The sequence below is a fragment of the Photorhabdus australis DSM 17609 genome (assembly GCF_000711895.1).
Taxonomy (GTDB): Bacteria; Pseudomonadota; Gammaproteobacteria; order Enterobacterales; family Enterobacteriaceae; genus Photorhabdus; species Photorhabdus australis.
In genome coordinates this window covers 23,628-42,269 of the sequence record NZ_JONO01000008.1, presented here as the reverse complement: position 1 = coordinate 42,269, position 18,642 = coordinate 23,628, and the positions used below count along the sequence as shown (strand labels likewise).

Annotated in this window: 21 protein-coding genes; 11 read left to right on the top strand and 10 right to left on the bottom strand. The window is 40.4% G+C overall.

Features of this window, described 5'->3' with window-relative positions; genetic code table 11:
- Positions 1 to 44 precede the first annotated feature (44 nt).
- The 5 genes from BO26_RS03925 to BO26_RS03905 all read right to left on the bottom strand — a co-directional run bounded on the left by BO26_RS03925 (position 45) and on the right by BO26_RS03905 (position 2,838).
- Positions 45 to 701, bottom strand: a complete 657-nt coding sequence (locus BO26_RS03925) for a 5'-nucleotidase, lipoprotein e(P4) family (RefSeq protein ID WP_051690865.1) — start codon at positions 699 to 701, stop codon at positions 45 to 47.
- The gene (locus tag BO26_RS03920) at positions 701 to 1,123 is read right to left on the bottom strand and encodes a hypothetical protein (RefSeq protein ID WP_036768999.1); all 423 of its coding nucleotides are present in this window, start codon (positions 1,121 to 1,123) and stop codon (positions 701 to 703) included. The genes BO26_RS03925 and BO26_RS03920 overlap by 1 nt, the downstream gene beginning before the upstream one ends.
- A 93-nt stretch (positions 1,124 to 1,216) precedes the next feature.
- A complete protein-coding gene (locus BO26_RS03915; RefSeq protein WP_036768996.1) occupies positions 1,217 to 1,828 on the bottom strand; it encodes a 2OG-Fe(II) oxygenase family protein in 612 nt (203 codons plus the stop codon).
- A 54-nt stretch (positions 1,829 to 1,882) separates the two neighbouring features.
- The gene (locus BO26_RS03910; protein ID WP_036768992.1) at positions 1,883 to 2,284 is read right to left on the bottom strand and encodes a hypothetical protein; all 402 of its coding nucleotides are present in this window, start codon (positions 2,282 to 2,284) and stop codon (positions 1,883 to 1,885) included.
- Positions 2,285 to 2,307: 23 nt separating this feature from the next.
- Positions 2,308 to 2,838, bottom strand: a complete 531-nt coding sequence (locus BO26_RS03905; RefSeq protein ID WP_036768989.1) for a GrpB family protein — start codon at positions 2,836 to 2,838, stop codon at positions 2,308 to 2,310.
- A 417-nt stretch (positions 2,839 to 3,255) separates the two neighbouring features.
- On the opposite strand from BO26_RS03905, the gene BO26_RS24790 reads away from it, so the two are divergent.
- From BO26_RS24790 to truC, 4 genes are all read left to right on the top strand, one after another.
- On the top strand, positions 3,256 to 3,450 hold the full coding sequence (locus BO26_RS24790; RefSeq protein WP_477707005.1) for a hypothetical protein: 195 nt from the start codon (positions 3,256 to 3,258) through the stop codon (positions 3,448 to 3,450).
- A 7-nt stretch (positions 3,451 to 3,457) separates the two neighbouring features.
- Entirely contained in the window at positions 3,458 to 4,009 is a 552-nt protein-coding gene (gene syd, locus BO26_RS03900) for a SecY-interacting protein (protein ID WP_036768987.1), read from the top strand.
- A gap of 535 nt (positions 4,010 to 4,544) precedes the next feature.
- Positions 4,545 to 4,877, top strand: a complete 333-nt coding sequence (locus tag BO26_RS03895) for a YqcC family protein (RefSeq protein WP_036768984.1) — start codon at positions 4,545 to 4,547, stop codon at positions 4,875 to 4,877.
- Between the two features lies 1 nt (position 4,878).
- Positions 4,879 to 5,625, top strand: coding sequence for a tRNA pseudouridine(65) synthase TruC (gene truC / locus BO26_RS03890; protein ID WP_036768981.1), 747 nt, complete (start codon positions 4,879 to 4,881; stop codon positions 5,623 to 5,625).
- 69 nt (positions 5,626 to 5,694) lie between these two features.
- Here truC and BO26_RS23390 read toward each other — a convergent pair whose 3' ends face one another.
- The gene (locus tag BO26_RS23390; protein ID WP_157835522.1) at positions 5,695 to 6,291 is read right to left on the bottom strand and encodes a hypothetical protein; all 597 of its coding nucleotides are present in this window, start codon (positions 6,289 to 6,291) and stop codon (positions 5,695 to 5,697) included.
- Between the two features lie 729 nt (positions 6,292 to 7,020).
- Between BO26_RS23390 and BO26_RS03880 the strand changes: the two genes are divergently transcribed.
- Complete coding sequence (locus BO26_RS03880) at positions 7,021 to 7,470, top strand: flavodoxin (protein WP_036768975.1); 450 nt, start codon at positions 7,021 to 7,023, stop codon at positions 7,468 to 7,470.
- Positions 7,471 to 7,533: 63 nt separating this feature from the next.
- Here BO26_RS03880 and BO26_RS03875 read toward each other — a convergent pair whose 3' ends face one another.
- The 4 genes from BO26_RS03875 to map all read right to left on the bottom strand — a co-directional run bounded on the left by BO26_RS03875 (position 7,534) and on the right by map (position 12,593).
- Positions 7,534 to 7,920, bottom strand: a complete 387-nt coding sequence (locus tag BO26_RS03875; RefSeq protein WP_036768972.1) for a DUF3461 family protein — start codon at positions 7,918 to 7,920, stop codon at positions 7,534 to 7,536.
- A gap of 211 nt (positions 7,921 to 8,131) precedes the next feature.
- Positions 8,132 to 8,956, bottom strand: a complete 825-nt coding sequence (gene dapD, locus BO26_RS03870) for a 2,3,4,5-tetrahydropyridine-2,6-dicarboxylate N-succinyltransferase (protein WP_036768969.1) — start codon at positions 8,954 to 8,956, stop codon at positions 8,132 to 8,134.
- A gap of 47 nt (positions 8,957 to 9,003) precedes the next feature.
- Positions 9,004 to 11,658: a bifunctional uridylyltransferase/uridylyl-removing protein GlnD gene (gene glnD, locus BO26_RS03865; protein ID WP_036768967.1), complete on the bottom strand. Its 2,655-nt coding sequence runs from the start codon at positions 11,656 to 11,658 to the stop codon at positions 9,004 to 9,006.
- 137 nt (positions 11,659 to 11,795) lie between these two features.
- Positions 11,796 to 12,593 (bottom strand): type I methionyl aminopeptidase, encoded by a 798-nt coding sequence (gene map, locus BO26_RS03860; protein WP_036769123.1) that lies wholly within the window; start codon positions 12,591 to 12,593, stop codon positions 11,796 to 11,798.
- Between the two features lie 426 nt (positions 12,594 to 13,019).
- On the opposite strand from map, the gene rpsB reads away from it, so the two are divergent.
- The 6 genes from rpsB to ispU all read left to right on the top strand — a co-directional run bounded on the left by rpsB (position 13,020) and on the right by ispU (position 18,636).
- Positions 13,020 to 13,745, top strand: a complete 726-nt coding sequence (gene rpsB / locus BO26_RS03855; protein WP_012776832.1) for a 30S ribosomal protein S2 — start codon at positions 13,020 to 13,022, stop codon at positions 13,743 to 13,745.
- 152 nt (positions 13,746 to 13,897) lie between these two features.
- Positions 13,898 to 14,755: a translation elongation factor Ts gene (tsf, locus tag BO26_RS03850; RefSeq protein WP_036768965.1), complete on the top strand. Its 858-nt coding sequence runs from the start codon at positions 13,898 to 13,900 to the stop codon at positions 14,753 to 14,755.
- 149 nt (positions 14,756 to 14,904) lie between these two features.
- Positions 14,905 to 15,633: a UMP kinase gene (gene pyrH / locus BO26_RS03845; protein WP_036768963.1), complete on the top strand. Its 729-nt coding sequence runs from the start codon at positions 14,905 to 14,907 to the stop codon at positions 15,631 to 15,633.
- Positions 15,634 to 15,753: 120 nt separating this feature from the next.
- On the top strand, positions 15,754 to 16,311 hold the full coding sequence (gene frr, locus BO26_RS03840; RefSeq protein ID WP_012776835.1) for a ribosome recycling factor: 558 nt from the start codon (positions 15,754 to 15,756) through the stop codon (positions 16,309 to 16,311).
- Between the two features lie 149 nt (positions 16,312 to 16,460).
- Positions 16,461 to 17,657: a 1-deoxy-D-xylulose-5-phosphate reductoisomerase gene (gene ispC, locus BO26_RS03835; RefSeq protein ID WP_036768959.1), complete on the top strand. Its 1,197-nt coding sequence runs from the start codon at positions 16,461 to 16,463 to the stop codon at positions 17,655 to 17,657.
- 283 nt (positions 17,658 to 17,940) lie between these two features.
- Entirely contained in the window at positions 17,941 to 18,636 is a 696-nt protein-coding gene (gene ispU, locus BO26_RS03830) for a (2E,6E)-farnesyl-diphosphate-specific ditrans,polycis-undecaprenyl-diphosphate synthase (RefSeq protein ID WP_051690869.1), read from the top strand.
- Positions 18,637 to 18,642 lie beyond the last annotated feature (6 nt).

Genomic DNA, 18,642 nt, shown 5'->3' with positions numbered 1-18,642 from the left:
CTCCTGGGGATGCGTTCACTTGCCGTCGCGATGTATCTTGAAATCTATTGAGTATAACTCTTATCATGAATGAGTTTATTACGCGCTTTAATTTTTTCATTGAGATTTAATCCAGGGTAATTGTCAGTTAATACATATTCCCAGGAGCCATAAATAGGATTTGGCATCATAATAAATTTATAACCAAAATTTTTGGCATTCATCATGACTAATTCTTTACGTTTATTATCTTTTTTACGATAAAAAATATCGCCAAAATCATTTAAATTGTCGCCCATCAATACGACTATGTTATAACCGGACGCAGTAATTGTGTTGAAACGGTGTTGTTTGTTGGACGTTTTATTCCGTAAGAGTAATGTTTTTTCTGAGACATGCGGGAAGCCATGTTTGATCAAATTATTCATAGTATGCCGATAATCTTCTGATTTTCTATTCGAAACGTAAAATATTTCTCCCCCGTTATTGATGATATAATTTACAAAATCCACAGCACCAGGTATGGGGCTGGATTTTTCCTTTGATACCCATTCCTCCCAGTTTTTCTGGTTAGACAACTCACCACTTTTAATTTGTTGAGCGTTATATGATGTGCTGTTTAAGATAGTTTCATCAAGATCTACCACAACAGCTTTCTTTTTACCTGGTATATTATCTGCACGATCAAACGCGTCTTTTGCCATATTAAAAGCTTGTGCCACTAATGTCGGTTAAGCCACATTCCGGTACCTGGAATAAGAATTCGGCTGATATCGCAAATAACTTGTTGCTGAATAAAAGCATAGGCTTTAAACGTTAAATCTGTGTTCAAATTTCCTTTACCATCACGGTAGTCTCTGAAATTATCAATTTCTGCACATGAAAAGTCACTTCTTCTGAGACTTTTTAGACAGTGGAAGTCTGGAACCGAGATATTACCTATGCGAAGAAGATGTTCTAATGCTGTTGTATCGTCGGATTGAAAACGTTGTCCGGCAAATGATTCAATTAATTGGTCAAGTAAAGTATTCAGCTTGAGGAAATCCAGTTTCCAGACTCTCTCATTTAACCGGATAATTGCATTTAATAAAGGCCCAAGAGTACTTTTTCCTGTGGTTGGAGCACCTAATAACAATATGATCATAATTCATCTTTTTTTGGATATACCTGTTATCTTTCAAGTTGCCTCTTTGCTGGCCGCACTCACTCACCCCGGTCACAGAGTTGCACGCTAAAATTAAGTTCTGAAACTTTCAATCTGGACGGAAAGCCGTGGCTGGTTACAGAGTAATGGCCTCACGGCATGCCACGAATTTTCTCTCGGTTCAAAAAACACTGAGTTACCGACTAATGGTTCAACTTCAAAAGCGATATCATCCATATTTTTCGATCTTAAACCTAAAAATTGTCCTCCATTAGCAGGATTCCAGGTTTCATTAAAAAACATCACGTGATTCATGATTTTTTCAGGTTTATCCTTATGAGGTGAAACCCAATCATCAGCACGGTAATATTTATAAAATCCCATTTTGAATTTTAGCCCTGATATATCTAAATCTATGGCTTTAAGAATTGCATCTCGATATTGAGTACCAGAAACTTCCTGATATAGCATTTTCCAGCACTTCCCGAGGTTTTTAAAATTATTCTTAAGATCGGAAGATGTGACTTCACGAACTGAAAAACGGTACTGTTTCTCATGTTCTGTTCCTTTTTCTATATCGTCAAAACCACTATTGGGATAAGACTTAAAAAGTAGTGTGGGATCAGTAAATAGATTGGTTGTGATGCCAACTTTAAAAGGTTTAACTAATAACTCGGCATTTTTTATTGCGTTAAAATCAATCATTTCGTTGTTCTAATAATCTATATTTTAAGTGAAAAATATTAATGATATTCTGCATTAATCGTTTATTTTGTAATGTCGTCTTGATGTGATTTTGATTTTTTCATCAAAGGTATAGATGTCAACAAGCTTAAGCTTTTCGGGAATTCCCTCACTAAAATGTGGATTAACACTTGTTTTTCGTGTCCTGTTCATATTAGCGATAATACAAACCTCATTTTCATTATTAAAATAAAATTTTTCTATATCAATAGATATATTACTGTAATTTGAGTGAAATATTTTTACGCTATCTATAAAATCACTGATTCCTTTAATTTGTGGATATTTAAGGAAAAATCCAGAATAATTTTCGGCCAGGATATCGTTAGCACTATCGTACAGTTTCCTTTGATAAATTAATTGGTAAAAGTTGGTGATGATTGCTTTTTTTTGGTTGCATTCAGATATATTAAACATTTTTTCCAGTTGTTAGCTTGCATTTATTCAGTTATATAATTTGGATATTCTTTCAGGGCTTCAACAAGATGATGAATGATAAAGGCTTCTTTACCACTACAATATGTGTCTATATCATTATTACAGATTTCGACTACTTGTTTTTTGAGATCGCCATATTCTTTTGCAATATTGGGATGTCTTCTTAAATAATTACGAAAAGCTAAATGCTTTGTAATCTGTGGATCGCCGACTTTAAACGCATGTACCTGATGTGTCCTGTTATTATCCCCTTTTTGAAAATAGCGCCGGCCTGTGATGCCGAATTCACCTTTGGCCTTATAGCCGTGAGACTGCATAATATCTGTATAGTTATCAAGTTCGTTAATATCATTGACTTCTACTAAAATATCGATGATTGGTTTGGCCGCGAGGTATTCAACGCTGGTACTGCCAATGTGATGGATTCGGTGTATATTTCCGGTTAGTATATTATTTAATAAATTTGCTTCTTTTTGATATAATTCCGGCCATTGTGAGTCGTACTCAACAACTTCAATTATTCTTTTTTTCATATGCTTTATTCCATCAGGGATATATTTATGGTTTTCAGTAATATACCTGTTATCTTTCAAGTTGCCTCTTTGTTGGCTGCACTCACTCACCCCGGTCACAGAATTATCTATGCTCCCGGGGATTCGCTCCCTTGCCGTCGCGATCCATCTTGAAATCTATTGGGTATAGAGTTATTGATTATCCTTGATAACGGGTTAATAAGTGTTTGACTTATTGCTGGAGTAGTCGCGTGTTTGTCGTTCACTTCAAGTAATCTATTATTTTTAACTTTTTATATATAAACATAATTTAAATTATTTACACGAGTTTTATTAATATAGTGCAATAAATTTAATGTTAATCACAATTTAAATATATTTATAAATTATTGATGACAAATTTATGTGATATGAATCACTTTTTTATCCAGCCATAGAATGATACATAAACTCGCTTTCCTGATTGGTGGTACTGAGCTTCGTCTTTCTCCGCTATTGTCCTTGAATGGAGGAATGGTACAGTCAGGTTGTACAATGGCGTTTATTGGACAGAAATCTTCTACTGAGTTTTTTGCAGGGAAGATACCATCTATATATCAAAACATTAAGTACACCCTAACAGTTACTGGTTGAAAATAATATGATTTCTAATTTTACAGAGGCGTTGGCTGATTTTACCCGTCGTTATGTTGATTTGTGGCAAAAGGAAACAGGAGGGGCACCTGCCAGCAGTGAACTTTATGGTGTGCCATCACCTTGTATTACTCATACTGGTAATGACATTGTTTATTGGCTTCCGCGACCTTTTCCTGCGGCAGATAAGCTGAATAAAGTTGAAGTTGCGCTGGATATCCAATTGCAGCCAGCGATTCATGATTTTTATACCTCCCAATTGGCTGGTGATATGGCTGCAGTGTTTGAAGGCCAACAACTTAGTTTGATTCAGGTCTGGAGTGAAGAGGACTTTATCCGTTTACAGGAAAACTTAATAGGACATTTGGTGACCCAGAAGCGACTAAAATTGTCACCAACGGCATTCATTGCGACGGTGGATTCGGATATGAGTATTATTTCTCTGTGTAATTTGACCGGCGAAGTGATCCTGGAGCAGTTTGGGAGTAATCAGAGAACTCTGTTGTTTACCGATTTAATTGGGTTTCTTGGTGCAATTAAGCCGGTTTTCATTTGTTAAGCCCGGATTTTTAACTCAGCGTTTGTGAGATATCTCTTACACTTCATGTAAGAGATATCAATGTTTACTACGGTGAGTTTCACATTGGTTTATTATTTTTATTTTATTTCAATAGCCTATAAATAATTACGGAGTTTATCCCCTTTTCACTAATTTAATGGTCCCATTTATATGGCTTGTTTCATAAATCAAATTAATTCATTCTGTCTTCCACAGGGAAAGGAATCTCTGCCTACAATTTCTCAGGGATAGATTAGGTGATGATGGTCAGTATGACTGACACAATGCATAACCGGATTGTATGCAATATAAATAAGAATGATGGGTAAAGGATAACCATTAAAGGACAATTTGTCAGGGAGTGAGCAGGGAGCAAACTATTAGCGGGATTGCTATATAATCAACTTAAAGGGAGCGCTTGTTCGCTCCCTTCTCTTTATGTTTGACGGAAGAAGTAAGATTTTCAGCTTAAGGGGTATCAGTGATATTCTTATCAGCTTTGTCGCTTCGGGCAAATATTTATTAGGCTGAAAATATGAGTACTGAAAAACAAATTCTGCATATATTACAATTAATTGAAGAAACTATGAGGGAAATTGATCTGTGGCAAGAATACCCGCCTAAAGCGGAGGCTTTTGAAAGTGTTGAGCCATTTTCAATTGATACGATGCTAGCTGAAGAGTGGTTGCAGTGGGTATTAATTCCGAGAATGTATGCATTATTGGAGCAGGGAGCGGAGTTACCGGCGGCATTCGTTATTGCGCCTTATTTTGAGGAAGCTTATAAAGAAGATATGACCGGGCGTTATCAGCAACTACTTGAACATCTTCGCGCATTAGATCGCTTATTTATTCAGGATAATGCCTGATATGTTGGAAGTGTTATATCAGGATGATCATATTGTGGCGGTTAATAAGCCGGCGGGTTGGTTAGTTCATCGTAGTTGGCTAGCGCGTCATGAAACAGTCTTTGTTATGCAGACATTACGTGATCAAATTGGTCAGCATGTTTTCCCTGTACACCGTCTGGACAGGCCGACATCAGGCGTGTTACTGATGGCGCTTTCCAGTGATATTGCCCGTCAGCTTTCTCAACAGTTTGAACATCATCAGTTACAGAAAACCTACCATGCTGTCGTGCGGGGTTATGTATTGGAATCAGATATTATTGATTATGCTTTAATTGAAGAGCTGGATAAGATCGCAGATAAATTTGCAGATAGTGATAAAGAGGCGCAGCCTAGTATTACTTATTATCGTCCACTGGCAAAAGTAGAATGTCCGGTGGAAATTGGTCGTTATCCGACATCCCGTTTTAGTTTATTGGAATTGACGCCGAAAACAGGTCGGAAACATCAATTAAGACGCCATATGGCACATATTCGTCATCCAATTATTGGTGATACGACACATGGTGATTTACGGCAAAATAGAGGGGTTAGCACCCATTATCAAACTAGTCGGTTAATGCTGCATGCCAGTTGTCTTGAGTTGGATCATCCTGTTACGGGCGAGAAATTATCGCTTACGGCAAAATGGGATTCGTCTTGGCAATATTTGATGCAGCAATTTGGTTGGCAAGGTATTATCCCTGATTTGGAATATGATAGTAATTAGAGTGAAGCCAATAGGCTAGAAAGATTTAATAAATTAAGCTCTTTATTATATAATAACATTTCTTGTCTCTTAATTAGTGTGATTGATTAAGAGACAACTTGAAAGATAATAGGTATATTCAAAATACTTTGCTTTTACTGCCGGTATAATCATTAAGGATAAGAAAAAATAAATGTTTATTATAATCAAGCTAATAAGAGCAAGAAAAATACCTAACTTATTTGTTGTCATAACAGAATGTTGAATATTGTATTTTGATTTTTTTAAGGCGTTATTTTTAGGACTGGTAAAATAAACAACCAGAGAAATAGAATAAATAAAAGAAGCAAAAAAGTCTGCTGATGTACGGGAATTGAAATTCAATAAGGAAAAAATGATAGGGATTAAAAATGGCAAGCTTAATAACGTAAGGCTTAAAATAGAGAAATCCTTGCTAGTTTTATTTTCATCCTCTTTTATTACAAGAATATTTCTTCCCATTATCACAATAAATCCACTGATTATTCCCCGTAATATTCTTTGCAGAGTGTCCAGCCAAACTGGAATAAGTATTTCTTTCCCTGAAAGTAAAGTAAAATTGAGTGTTGCTAATAATAAAAATAACATGAAAATATTATTATTAAATAAAGTGATATTGGTTTTTTGGATAATAAAGGATATTGTCACACATCCTAAAGAGATGTCCGAGCAGATAGGAAAAAACAGGAATGTAAGCATTTAAAATCATACCACTATCTTTAAGCACTGCATCTACCCAAGTCATTAGACCAGATGAGCCAGTAATGTTCGCAGTTTTGTTGGCTGTGTTCACTTACCTCAGTCACATAGTTATCTATGCTCCTGGGGATGCGTTCACTTGCCGCCGCCCTGCAACTTGAAATCTATTGGGTATATATTATTAAACATGGTGATTTTCTCCTTTTGTTAAATATTTTTCTATTCTATTAATCTCATATAGCCATTATTTTTATTGAAATAGAGTATATAATGTTTTTTCATATGAATAAGAATATTATTGCCAAAGTTGTTTCAGAAAGTAACGTTAACACTAAATTATTATCGGATAAATAACTGGGGTTTAATGTCGCTTCATGTTGGCTGTTCTATAATATTTGTCACAGATAACAATGTGCTTGATGATTACCTGTTACCGTTTTATGTAGAATAGCCACTGCCATTGATCAATATATCTGTCTGTAATTAGTCTGGCAGATATATCGTTAGTCATTAGTGCTGGTGAGATATTGTTTACATGACAGATTGAACTTAATAATGGCAATATTTGGTGCGATGGCTTAGCTGGTAAGGTAATTATCCCTGATTTGGCAAGGGTTGAGTTTTCTGTTGTTGCCAGCGAGGATAACTAATAGTTCCTTTAAAAAGAGATTAGAAGCTATGGCGAAAATTGGTATTTTTGTTGGTACTGTTTACGGTAATGCCCTGGCAGTTGCAGAAGAAGCACAGCAGATCCTTGAACAACAGGGTCATGAGATAGAAGTATTTGAAGAAGGGGAATTGGAGCAGTGGCAATCCTATCTTGATCAGGTGATTTTAGTTATCACTTCAACGACTGGACAAGGGGATTTGCCTGATAATATTCATCCACTTTATTGCTCCTTGCGAGATGAATTAGGTTATCAGCCAGAATTACGCTATGGCATTATTGCTTTGGGTGATGGTAGTTACGAGAATTTTTGCGGTGGTGGTCATACTTTTGATGAGCTGCTACAAGAGCAAGGTGCAATAAGAATAGGTGAAATTCTTCTGGTGGATGCAGTGGAAGAAGCTGAGCCGGAAGTTTTTGCTCAGCCCTGGATTAAACAGTGGGGCGAGCTAGTTGAGTAAGCAAGCTCTTAATAGACCGCTTATACCTGATAGGGTATAAGCGGTGTAATTAATAGAACCGTCTTATTTACGCGTTAGTTTTTCCAGATCGGCTTCAATCTCTGCAATCTTATTGGCAACAACGTGTTCAAGATGACGTAGATCATCAAGGATTTTGTGTTTTAAATCCATTTCTACCTGATCACGCTTGCAAATTTGATCTAACTCTTCAATCACATAACGTAAGTTAGTATTGATTTCGTTGATCTCTTTGTATCCTTGTTCTGCATTGTCTACAGCAACCGTTTTTCGTTGACGCGGATATTTGAATTTCACGCTTTTGGCAAAGAATTCACCTCTATCTTTGCGAAAATAGATTTTCAAAATGTCGTTGTTGGCTTCCTGACGCAGACTATAGCGGTCAATTTCTTCGGGATATGTGATTCCCAGACTCTTTAAGTTATCGTACATGGCACCACCTTAAGGGTATTTTTCCAAGTTGGTTATTTTGTGCGTCATTTTGAATATGGGACGATTGCAAACTCTTTACGTACTCTATGTACACTTGGGTTATGCACGTTATCCATGTTCAGATTATCCGTATTAATAACACTGACTGAGATCGGTAAAGATGATAAAAAGCAAAAAAATAGCGGACTTATTATCCGCTATATTTTAAGGCTTAGTCTATCGCTCTTAAGAGTTCATTAATGCCCACTTTTCCCTGCGTCTTAGCATCCACTTTTTTCACAATGACAGCACAATACAGGCTGTAACTTCCATCTTTCGATGGGAGGTTGCCAGAGACAACAACAGAACCAGCAGGAACGCGGCCATAATGGATTTCGCCTGTTTCACGGTCATAAATTTTGGTGCTTTGGCCGATATAGACTCCCATTGAAATGACAGAGCCTTCTTCGACAATGACACCTTCTACAATTTCAGAACGGGCACCGATGAAGCAGTTGTCTTCAATAATAGTCGGGTTGGCTTGCAAGGGTTCCAATACACCACCGATACCAACACCTCCGGATAAATGGACGTTTTTACCGATTTGGGCACAGGAGCCAACCGTTGCCCACGTATCTACCATTGTTCCTTCATCAACATAAGCACCGATGTTGACATAAGAAGGCATCAATACGCAGTTACGGGCAATAAAAGCTCCCTGACGTGCTGCCGCAGGAGGAACAACGCGAAAGCCTTCTTTTTCAAATCTTGCCTGATCATAGTCAGAGAATTTCATCGGAACTTTATCGAAATAACGACTTTCAGCACCATCTATGAGCTGATTTTCATTAATACGGAAAGAGAGTAATACAGCCATTTTCAGCCATTGGTGCGTGACCCACTGACCATCAATTTTCTCTGCAACACGCAGTTTTCCACTATCCAACAGATTTATGACTTGAGTAACAGCATCACGTGTTTCACTGTTTACTGTCGCTGGAGTAATAGCTGCGCGATTTTCAAAAGCACTTTCGATAATGGATTTTAATTGCTGCATTGCATCTGGTTCCTTAGTTATCAGCCGAATTATGAGCTTGCATTCAGTTATATTTTATCCTTTGGATTTAGGGCCTCTGTCAACCTTTCTGATAATTCTTCTCTGACTTTTTTATTCAGTGCCTTGTGGTCTTTATCTGCCAGTACAAAAAAATCTTCGACACGTTCGCCAATAGTGGTGATATGCGCGCCGTGTAGTGAAACGCCCATTTCAGCAAAGATATTGCCGACTCTGGCCAACAATCCCGGTTGATCGAGTGCGAACAGTTCCATATAGGTTCGCCGTTCATTGTTAGTGGGCAGGAAACTCACCTTCGTTGATACATTGAAATGACGCAGTTTGGTTGGCAATTTTCGTGCTTTTGGTGTTTTGGTATGTGGGTTCAGAACAACCTGCAAAAGTGCATTGCGAATTATTTCGTGGCGATCCAATGCTAAAGGATGGCCATTAGGTTCCAGTACCACGAAGGTATCCATCGTCATGCCATCACGATTGGTAAATATTTGAGCGTTGTGAACGCTGAGATTGCGCCTGTCCAGCTCTCCAACAACTGCGGCAAATAGGGAAGGTTGGTCTGGACTCCAGATAAAAATTTCTGTACCGCCGCGGGTGGGTTTGGTACTTATCAGGATCAGCGGTTCTTGAGAATCATGTTTCACCAAATGACGAGCGTGCCATGCCAGTTGTTTAGGTGTATGACGCAGAAAATAATCGGCATGACAGCGGCTCCAGAGCTGATGAAGTTTCTGTTCACTGATATTATCCTGACGCAGCAGAGCAAGTGCCTGAAAACGATTATGGCGGATGCGTTCCCGCAAGTCCGGCGTATTTTGCATTCCCTGGCGCAATTGGTTCTCTGTAGAGAAATAGAGCTCCCGTAATAGGCTCTGCTTCCAACTATTCCACAGGCTGGAGTTGGTTGCGCAGATATCAGCGACTGTCAGGCAGATCAGATAACGTAACCGAGTTTCATTCTGTATCTCATGGGCAAATTGCTTGATGATTTCTGGATCTTGGATATCTCGCCGTTGAGCAGTGATTGACATTAATAGATGGTAACGAACCAACCAAGCCACCAAATCAGCTTCTCGTGAATTAAGCCCATGTTGTAGTGAAAATGCTAACGCGTCCTCAGCACCAAGTTCGGAATGGTCACCATTACGTCCTTTGGCGATATCGTGAAACAGCGCGGCAAGGCGTAGGATCTCAAGTTGAGACAGACGAGGGTATAATTCGACACAAAGTGGGTGAGCTGCACGATTATTCTCATCGGCAAAACTTTCCAGTTTTTTTAATACTCGGATTGTATGCTCGTCGACGGTATATGCGTGAAACAGATCAAACTGCATTTGGCCGACGATATTGCCCCAGAGCGGTGTGTAAGCGCCAAGAACGCTGTGGCGGTGCATGGGCACAAATGCGCTTTCAATCGCTCTGGGGTGGCGCAGGATGTCCATAAAGATTTGACGGGCTTCGGGTAATTCACATAGTGGCTGATGCAAATTGCGGCGGGCATAACGGAGCTGGCGTAGTGTGGTCGAATAGATGCCTTGAACTTCTACATGTTCAGCCATGCAGTAAAACATCCTCATAATAGCGGCAGGTTCTTTGATGAACAGCGTTTCATCGATCAGATCAATCAATTGTCCGCGTAACTGAAATTCATTATCCAATGGACGAGGCTTTTCATGGGTTTCCAGTGCCAAAATGGCTTCATCAAAGAGTTGCAGTAGCATGTTGTTGAGTTCGCTGACACGGCGTGTCATCCGGTAGAAATCTTTCATCATCCGTTCTACGGGTTGATTACGTTCTCCCTGATAGCCCAGTAACTGAGCAATACTGAATTGGCGATCAAACAACAGGCGATTATCATAACGACTAACGACTAAATGAAGAGCAAAACGGATACGCCAGAGGAAACTTTGACACTCATTTAATTCATTACGTTCTTCATCTGTCAGGAAGCCGAAATCAACCATTTCATCCATTGAGGTTGCACCAAAGTGACGGCGAGCAACCCATAGTAAGGTGTGAATATCCCGTAATCCCCCAGGGCTGCTTTTGATATCAGGTTCCAGGTTATAACTGGTGCTGTGATAGCGTTTGTGGCGTTCATGTTGTTCAGCAATTTTTGCATCAAAGAATTCAGTAGAAGGCCAAAAACCATCACTAGATGCGTATCGTTGTAAGCGGAGAAAAATAGGTAAGTCGCCACAGATTAAACGTGATTCAATTAAATTCGTCGCAACCGTCAGATCTGATAGCCCTTCCAGTAAACACTCTTCAAATGTACGGACGCTGTGGCCTACTTCTAGCCGTATATCCCACAATAAGGTGATAAATTGCCCGACATTCTGTGCCTGATGTGGTGTGAGTGGGTGTTCACTAAGTATCAGCAAATCGATATCAGATAGTGGATGCAATTCTTGTCGGCCATATCCGCCGACGGCAATCAATGAAAGTGAAGGAATTTTACCAAATCCATAGGCATGCCATAACCGTCTCAGTAATTGGTCTATGTAATCACTACGAGCAGAAATCAAAGCTTCTGCGGAAATACCCGCTTTAAATGCATGTTCCAACCAAAGCTGAAATTCTTCGAGGTGTTGTTTCAATACTGGGTAGCGAAGGTCTTTACTGGAGAAATCAGATGGAGAAAACGGCGGGATAGGTGCTTGAATTGCGGCGATATCTGCTGACATAAGTATGAACCCAAGAGAAAGCGAATCATAACAGCCAGATTACTGAGAAAATGTTGTGTTGAACAGGAGAGATTATAGTGAGGAGATGGAAGCCTTGTCTGATTTCAACAAGACAAGGCTTCATCATTGACGATTAATTATTGGTTAATCAGTATTGCGGAAAGGGCAGGCTCTTCTTCTTTACGTAATGTCATGATTTCACAACCATTATCAGTAACAACAATTGTGTGCTCATATTGGGCTGATAAGCTGCGGTCTTTGGTTTTGACGGTCCAGCCATCTTTCATGGTACGGATGCGGTAATCACCGACATTAACCATTGGCTCAATAGTGAAAGCCATACCTTTTTGTAGTACAACACCGCCATCATCTGCATCATAGTGCAGTACTTGTGGTTCTTCATGGAAGACGGCACCAATGCCGTGACCGCAATATTCACGAACTACGGAAAGATCATTAGCTTCAACAAATTGTTGAATGGCTTTACCAAGCGTTCTCAGACGAATACCGGGTTTTACCATTTTCAAGGCCAGATAGAGGCTTTCCTGAGTGATACGGCACAGGCGCTCACCCTGAATAGTTGGCTTACCGACAATAAACATTTTTGAGGTATCGCCGTGGAAACCCTCTTTTATGACGGTAACATCGATATTAACGATATCGCCATCTTTCAGCGTCTTATCATCACTTGGAATCCCATGACAGACGACATCATTGACAGAAATACAAACAGATTTTGGGAAACCGTGGTAACCAAGGCAAGCGGAAATAGCCTGTTGCTTATTGGTAATATGTTCGTGACAGATACGGTCTAATTCACCAGTTGTTATACCGGGTTTTACATAAGGTTCAATAATTTCTAGCACTTCCGCGGCCAGTCGACCAGCGACGCGCATTTTTTCAATATCTTCAGATGTCTTAATTGAGATTGCCATGAAATTTGCCCACTCAAAGCCAGCAAATTTGCTGGTTGTATGATTATTAACAAGGAAAAATTGTTGAACTAATGGTATCAGCCTACAGAATATCTGCCAATAACCGTCGGCAGCCATCTTTCCCTCGTTATCGGTTCTTACCAACAATACCCGCTATAAATGACACTTTTTTACCTCATTCAACTGGCAAAAAATGACAACAAAAGTTGGTGTCTTGGGGCGGTTTATGGTATAAAGCGCGCCGGCGTTTTGTGTATTTGTCACTGAGACGAAACAATAAGGACGCTAAATATACTCATTGTGTAAATAACACACACGGGCCGGCACATACACCGGGGTGCTCTCATGCAGAATATGCGGTTAGGAGTCGGTGTTATGGGGCTCGTGGAGGCATAACCCCAACTTAATATTTTACAGAGGTTTACAATGGCAACTGTTTCCATGCGCGATATGCTGCAAGCGGGCGTTCACTTCGGTCACCAGACTCGTTACTGGAACCCAAAAATGAAACCATTCATCTTTGGTGCTCGTAACAAAGTGCATATCATCAACCTGGAAAAAACTGTTCCAATGTTCAATGAAGCGTTAGCTGAGCTGAACAAAATTGCTGCACGTAAAGGCAAGATCCTGTTTGTTGGTACCAAACGTGCTGCAAGTGAAGCGGTTAAAGAATCAGCTCAGAGCTGTGATCAGTACTTCGTTAATCACCGTTGGTTAGGCGGTATGTTGACTAACTGGAAAACCGTTCGTCAGTCCATTAAACGTTTGAAAGATTTGGAAGCACAGTCTCAGGACGGTACTTTTGATAAACTGACCAAGAAAGAGGCGTTAATTCGTTCTCGTGAACTTGGTAAGTTAGAAAACAGCCTGGGCGGTATCAAAGATATGGGTGGCTTACCTGACGCTCTGTTTGTTATCGATGCTGAACATGAACACATTGCTATCAAAGAAGCAAACAACCTGGGTATTCCAGTATTTGCTGTCGTTGATACTAACTCTGATCCAGATGGTGTTGATTTCATCATCCCTGGTAACGATGACGCAATCCGTGCAGTAAAACTGTATCTGGGTGCTGTTGCTACCGCTGTTCGTGAAGGTCGTTCTCAAGATCTGGCTGTTCAGGCAGAAGAAAGCTTTGTAGAAGCTGAATAATAAGGCAAGCTCAGTGAGTTGAGCCCTTATTAACCAGGTATTGGAATATATTGGTTAGGGGGGCCTGTTATGGCCCCCTTTTACGTATCTGATATAAGAACTATCCATGTGGAATATTATTTTCCCGCGGGATACATCGAGGAATAAAACAAATGTCTGGAATTACCGCTGCTTTGGTAAAAGAACTGCGTGAGCGTACTGGCGCAGGTATGATGGAATGTAAAAAAGCGCTGGTTGAAGCTAATGGTGACATCGAGTTAGCCATTGACAACATGCGTAAATCAGGTCAGGCAAAAGCAGCTAAGAAAGCTGGCCGTGTTGCTGCTGAAGGTATCATCCTGGCAGAAGTAGCAGCTGATGAAAAATTCGGCGCTTTGGTTGAACTGAACTGTGAAACTGATTTCGTTGCTAAAGACGCAGGCTTCATTGCTTTCGGTAAAGAAGTTATGGCCGCAGTATTAGCTGATAAAATCTCTGACATTGAAACCCTGAAAGCTAAATTCGAAGAACAGCGTACTGCACTGGTTGCTAAGATCGGTGAAAACATCAATATTCGTCGCGTTTCTGTATTAGAAGGTGAACAACTGGGTACTTACCTGCATGGTGCACGTATTGGTGTTCTGGTTGCGGCTGAAGGCGCTAATGAAGAGCTGATTAAGCATGTGGCTATGCACATTGCTGCAAGCAAGCCAGAATATGTTAACCCAAGTGATGTACCAGCTGACGTTGTTGAGCGTGAGCATCAAATCCAGCTGGATATCGCAATGCAGTCAGGAAAACCACGCGAAATCGCAGAAAAAATGGTTTCTGGCCGAATGAATAAATTCACCGGCGAGATTTCTCTGACAGGTCAGAATTTCGTTATGGACCCAAGTAAAACGGTTGGCGATCTGCTGAAAGAAAACAATGCTAAAATAACTAATTTCATCCGTTATGAAGTTGGTGAAGGTATTGAGAAAGTTGAGGCTGACTTCGCAGCAGAAGTTGCTGCAATGAGTAAACAGTCTTAATTTTTGTAAGCAGAGCCGCCAAATGGCGGTTCTGTTTTATCTCCAATCTAAACGGCCTATCCCAGTAGGCATTGAGTTTTTGCATCTGGTCAGAGTGACCCGGATGTATGTAAATCCCCAATATACTTTTCTGCTTAGGACAGAACACCATGGCAACCAATGCAAAACCCGTATATCAGCGTATCCTGCTTAAGCTCAGTGGCGAAGCCCTGCAAGGTGCAGAAGGTTTTGGTATAGATGCCAGCGTCTTAGACCGCATGGCTCAGGAAATCAAAGAGCTGGTTGAGCTAGGCATCCAGGTCGGTGTCGTTATTGGCGGTGGTAACCTGTTTCGTGGCGCTGGCTTGGCAGAAGCAGGGATGAACCGTGTAGTAGGCGACCACATGGGCATGTTGGCAACAGTGATGAATGGTCTGGCAATGCGGGATGCATTACACCGCGCCTATGTGAACGCCCGTCTAATGTCTGCTATTCCTTTAAATGGCGTTTGCGATAACTATAGTTGGGCAGAAGCGATTAGTTTATTACGCCATGGCCGTGTGGTTATTTTCTCTGCGGGTACTGGCAATCCGTTCTTTACTACAGATTCAGCGGCCTGTTTGCGTGGTATTGAGATTGAAGCGGATGTTGTGCTAAAAGCAACTAAAGTAGATGGTGTTTACTCTGCGGATCCGGCGAAAGACTCGGAAGCAATCTTGTTCGATAAGTTGTCGTATCAGCAGGTGTTAGAACGTGAATTAAAAGTCATGGATTTGGCAGCATTTACTCTGGCTCGTGATCACAGCTTACCCATTCGTGTATTCAATATGAATAAACCCGGTGCGTTGCGTCGTGTGGTTATGGGTGAAAATGAAGGTACTCTGATTTCTCATGAATAATGTTCAGAGACACCAGTTATGTTTGGCGCTATGATTAGCAGCCTGATATGCCAAATTTAACAATACATGGTCATAATGACTTATGGCTTGAAAAACAACCAGTTCCCAAGGGTTTGTAACGTGATTAATGAAATCAAAAAAGACGCACAAGACCGTATGGAAAAAAGCGTCGAAGCACTTAAAAACCAAATCAGCAAGGTTCGTACTGGCCGCGCTTCTCCAAGTCTGCTGGATGGTATCACTGTTGAATATTATGGTGCACCAACACCTCTGCGTCAGATTGCTAACGTCACAGCTGAAGATGCCCGTACTCTGGCTATCACGGTGTTTGACCGTTCTATGACCCCAGCGATTGAAAAGGCTATCATGTCTTCTGATTTGGGGCTGAACCCATCTTCTGCCGGTACAATTATTCGTGTTCCTTTACCACCACTGACTGAAGAGCGTCGTAAGGATCTGATTAAAGTTGTGCGTGGTGAAGCTGAACAAGGACGTGTTTCTGTACGTAATATTCGTCGTGATGCTAACGATAAAATCAAAGCTCTGCTGAAAGATAAAGAAATCAGTGAAGATGATGAGCGTCGTGCACAGGATGAAATTCAAAAGCTGACTGATAATTTCATTAAAAAAGTTGATGAAGCTTTAGCCAAGAAAGAAGAAGAGCTGATGGAGTTCTAATCTCTTTACATGAGATAGACTAAGCGTCGCTATCGTGCGGCGCTATTTTTTATCCAGCACTTCTCTGAAGTCATGGATATTCATATTCTGAGCCAGACAAATCAGACGAGTATTAACACACATCAAACAGAACAATTCAGAGCGTCAGTATGAAAAGGTTGACCATCCTTGGTTCCACGGGTTCTATAGGCAGAAGTACACTCACTGTAGTTCGCAATAATCCTGATAAATTTGAAGTAACGGCATTAGCTGCTGGGAAGAATGTTCAGGTTATGGTTGAACAATGCGTGGAATTTAAGCCTAAATATGCGGCAATGATAGATGAATCTTCTGCAAAAGAGCTTAGTCAGTTGCTGATTGAACAAGGTTGTAAAACAGAAGTGCTTTTCGGGGAACAGGCTGCGTGTGATTTGGCGATGTTGAATGATGTTGATCAGGTTATGTCTGCGATTGTCGGGGTTGCCGGTCTATTACCGACGTTGGCTGCTATCCGGGCGGGTAAACAGATTTTACTTGCTAATAAAGAATCGTTGATCACTAGTGGCCGGTTTTTTATGGATGCCGTAGTTAAATACAATGCTCAATTGTTACCTATCGACAGTGAGCATAATGCTATTTTTCAGAGTTTACCTGAGGTAATACAACAAAACCTTGGGCGCGAAGAGCTGAAACAACACGGTATTGCTAGTATTATTCTGACGGGATCTGGCGGGCCTTTTCGTCATACGCCTTTGGAACAATTGCCTTTTGTTACACCAGATCAGGCATGTGCTCATCCTAATTGGTCGATGGGGCGTAAGATTTCTGTAGATTCCGCAACAATGATGAATAAAGGTTTGGAATACATTGAAGCCTGTTGTCTGTTCAATGCGTCTGCTGCCGAAATGGAAGTGGTGATTCATCCCCAATCTGTCATTCATTCTATGGTCCGTTATCTGGATGGTAGCGTTATTGCTCAATTAGGGACCCCGGATATGTGTACGCCGATCTCCTATGCAATGGCATATCCAAGACGTATTTCTTCTTGTGTTAAACCTCTTGATTTTTGTTCCTTGGGTACATTGAGTTTTTCAAAACCAGATTATGAACGATATCCATGCCTGAAGCTGGCGATTGAAGCGTGTCACGAAGGTCAGGCTGCAACTACGGCGTTGAATGCGGCAAATGAAGAAATCGTTAAGGTTTTTTTACAAAATGGAATCTCTTTCACAGATATTGCGATTATAAATCGGCAGGTTGTAGAAAAACTGAATTTACCGGAACCTCAGAGCATTGAAGAAGTCTTACAGATTGATAGGCTCGCAAGAGATTTGGCTATAAAGACTATCAGTTCGTTTATCAGGTAGTATTCTTGGTAGTCAAGGGGTATTTGTTCGCATTTTTACCTGATGGTATAGTTTGTGTATAACTTTGGGTTGATATAATTGGCAGTTTAAATTTTTGGAGGATTATCTTATAGATAATTGGGCTGTTACTCAGGCCGTGATGCCAGACACGGCTTTATTTATATCTGAGTGCCTGCATTTGTAAGAGAATTACCTTGACCAGTAAAGGATTAATTGAGTGATATTATCCAGCGATCATCATAACGATTTGTCGTCATTATTACCTAAGCACGTTGCTATTATTATGGATGGTAATGGACGTTGGGCAAAGAAGCGTGGGAAATTAAGAGTCTTTGGTCATCGTGCGGGGATTAAGGCGGTACGGAGTGCGGTGAGTTTCTCAGCTAAACATAAAATTGAGTCGTTGACTCTGTACGCTTTTAGTAGTGAAAACTGGAACCGGCCAGAACCAGAAGTTAGTTCTCTAATGGAATTATTTATTTTTGCATTAGATAATGAAATCAAAAGCTTACATAAACATAATATCAAATTGTCTATTATTGGTGATATCAGCCGGTTCAGTGAGCGTTTGCAGGAGCGTATTCGCCGCTCAGTTAAACTGACTGCTAATAATACTGGTTTGCAACTTAATATTGCTGCAAATTACGGTGGTCGTTGGGATATAGTTCAAAGTGTTCAGAAAATTGCTCAACAGATTAAGGATAATTTGCTTGAACCACAGGATATTACTGAAGAATTGGTTAATAATTACATTAACCTGAGCCAGCAGCCTCAGGTTGATTTGGTAATCAGAACCGGAGGTGAGCACCGTATAAGTAATTTTCTGTTATGGCAGATAGCTTATGCAGAATTATATTTTACCGATATACTCTGGCCTGATTTTGATGAAACAGTTTTTGAAGGTGCAATTAATGCCTTTGCCAAAAGAGAACGCCGATTTGGCGGAACAATACCAGACGATGCCGATGCGGGATCATAGGAGGAA

What these genes read in the sequence shown, in the direction of transcription:
- BO26_RS24790 (WP_477707005.1), top strand. Translation starts at nt 3,256, where the DNA reads ATGATACATAAACTCGCTTTCCTGATTGGTGGTACTGAGCTTCGTCTT.
- BO26_RS03910 (WP_036768992.1), bottom strand. Translation starts at nt 2,284, where the DNA reads ATGTTTAATATATCTGAATGCAACCAAAAAAAAGCAATCATCACCAAC.
- BO26_RS03875 (WP_036768972.1), bottom strand. Translation starts at nt 7,920, where the DNA reads ATGTACGATAACTTAAAGAGTCTGGGAATCACATATCCCGAAGAAATT.
- tsf (WP_036768965.1), top strand. Translation starts at nt 13,898, where the DNA reads ATGTCTGGAATTACCGCTGCTTTGGTAAAAGAACTGCGTGAGCGTACT.
- BO26_RS03915 (WP_036768996.1), bottom strand. Translation starts at nt 1,828, where the DNA reads ATGATTGATTTTAACGCAATAAAAAATGCCGAGTTATTAGTTAAACCT.
- glnD (WP_036768967.1), bottom strand. Translation starts at nt 11,658, where the DNA reads ATGTCAGCAGATATCGCCGCAATTCAAGCACCTATCCCGCCGTTTTCT.
- BO26_RS03880 (WP_036768975.1), top strand. Translation starts at nt 7,021, where the DNA reads ATGGCGAAAATTGGTATTTTTGTTGGTACTGTTTACGGTAATGCCCTG.
- truC (WP_036768981.1), top strand. Translation starts at nt 4,879, where the DNA reads ATGTTGGAAGTGTTATATCAGGATGATCATATTGTGGCGGTTAATAAG.
- dapD (WP_036768969.1), bottom strand. Translation starts at nt 8,956, where the DNA reads ATGCAGCAATTAAAATCCATTATCGAAAGTGCTTTTGAAAATCGCGCA.
- BO26_RS03895 (WP_036768984.1), top strand. Translation starts at nt 4,545, where the DNA reads ATGAGTACTGAAAAACAAATTCTGCATATATTACAATTAATTGAAGAA.
- syd (WP_036768987.1), top strand. Translation starts at nt 3,458, where the DNA reads ATGATTTCTAATTTTACAGAGGCGTTGGCTGATTTTACCCGTCGTTAT.
- ispC (WP_036768959.1), top strand. Translation starts at nt 16,461, where the DNA reads ATGAAAAGGTTGACCATCCTTGGTTCCACGGGTTCTATAGGCAGAAGT.
- ispU (WP_051690869.1), top strand. Translation starts at nt 17,941, where the DNA reads ATGGATGGTAATGGACGTTGGGCAAAGAAGCGTGGGAAATTAAGAGTC.
- pyrH (WP_036768963.1), top strand. Translation starts at nt 14,905, where the DNA reads ATGGCAACCAATGCAAAACCCGTATATCAGCGTATCCTGCTTAAGCTC.
- BO26_RS03920 (WP_036768999.1), bottom strand. Translation starts at nt 1,123, where the DNA reads ATGATCATATTGTTATTAGGTGCTCCAACCACAGGAAAAAGTACTCTT.
- map (WP_036769123.1), bottom strand. Translation starts at nt 12,593, where the DNA reads ATGGCAATCTCAATTAAGACATCTGAAGATATTGAAAAAATGCGCGTC.
- BO26_RS03905 (WP_036768989.1), bottom strand. Translation starts at nt 2,838, where the DNA reads ATGAAAAAAAGAATAATTGAAGTTGTTGAGTACGACTCACAATGGCCG.
- rpsB (WP_012776832.1), top strand. Translation starts at nt 13,020, where the DNA reads ATGGCAACTGTTTCCATGCGCGATATGCTGCAAGCGGGCGTTCACTTC.